We start from the raw sequence: 1,380 nt of genomic DNA, 5'->3' as shown, positions 1-1,380 counted from the left end.
CGTTGCCGGTGAGCCCCAACGGCAAGCTGGAGCGCAAGGCGTTGCCGGCGCCGGATGTGAGCCAGCAGCAGCAGGCCTACGTGGCACCGCGCAGTGAGTTGGAGCAGCGCATTGCGCAGATCTGGCAAGAGGTGCTCAAGGTCGAGCAAGTAGGCTTGCACGACAACTTCTTCGCGCTCGGTGGTCACTCGCTGTTGGCGACCCAGGTGATTTCGCGGGTGCGTCAGGTGCTGCAGCGTGAGGTGGACCTGCGCAGCCTGTTCGAGCACGCGACCCTGGACACGTTCTGCCAGGTGCTGGACCAGGCCACCGCGCAGCCGCAACCGCCCTTGCTGCCACGTTCGCGAGAACAGGCCTTGCCGTTGTCCTATGCCCAGGAGCGGCAGTGGTTCCTCTGGCAGTTGCAGCCGGACAGCAGCGCCTACCACATCCCGTTGGCCCTGCGACTTGTCGGCCCGCTCGACGTGGCGGCCCTGCAACAGGCCTTCGATGGGCTGTTGGTGCGGCATGAAACCCTGCGCACGCGCTTCATCGAGGAACAGGGGCGGGCTTATCAACGGGTAGAGCCGACCCTGCGCCTGGCGATTGAGCAGGATGCCCTGGCCCTGTCGGGCAGCACGCAACAGCAGGACGAACAACTGCGTGGTTATGTGGAGCGCGAGGTGCAACGCCTGTTCGACCTGCGCGAGGGGCCGCTGCTGCGGGTTCGCCTGGCACGCCTGGCGGCGGACCAGCACTTGTTGGTGGTGACTCAGCACCATATCGTCTCGGACGGTTGGTCGATGCAACTGATGGCGCGCGAGTTGAGCGAGCTGTACGCCGCTAGCCTCGAGGGGCGAGCCGCCAGCCTGGCGCCACTGCCGGTGCAGTATGCCGATTACGCCGCCTGGCAGCGCGACTGGATGGAGGCTGGCGAGCGCGAGCGCCAGTTGGCGTTCTGGGTTGGCGAGCTGGGTGGTGAGCAACCGGTGCTGGAGCTGCCCACCGACCGTTCGCGGCCGGCGCAGCCGAGCTACCGTGGCGCGCGTGTCGTGCTGCCGTTGCCGCACGCGTTGAGCGTGGCGCTCAAACGGCAGGCGCGTGAGCAGGGGGTGACGCTGTTCATGTGGTTGCTGGCCTCGTTCCAGGGCCTGCTGCAGCGCTACAGCGGCCAGGACGATATCCGTGTCGGCGTGCCGATCGCCAACCGCAACCGCCTGGAAACCGAAGGGCTGATCGGTTTCTTCGTCAACACCCAGGTGCTCAAGGCACGGTTTGACGCCGGCCAGTCGTTCAGCGACTTGCTGCAACAGGTCAAACGCACCGCGCTGCAGGCCCAGGCGCATCAGGACCTGCCGTTCGAGCAACTGGTCGATGCCCTGCGCCCGGAGCGCAGCCTGA

Annotated in this window: 1 protein-coding gene; it reads left to right on the top strand. The window is 66.7% G+C overall.

What is annotated here, in order from left to right; all coding sequences use genetic code 11:
* Positions 1 to 1,380, top strand: a 1,380-nt coding sequence (locus tag ACODS5_RS24615; protein ID WP_489109881.1) for a condensation domain-containing protein, incomplete at both ends; no start/stop codon positions are given.

Source organism: Pseudomonas sp. FG47, from assembly GCF_057809115.1.
This window is presented reverse-complemented; position numbering and strand designations above follow the sequence as displayed.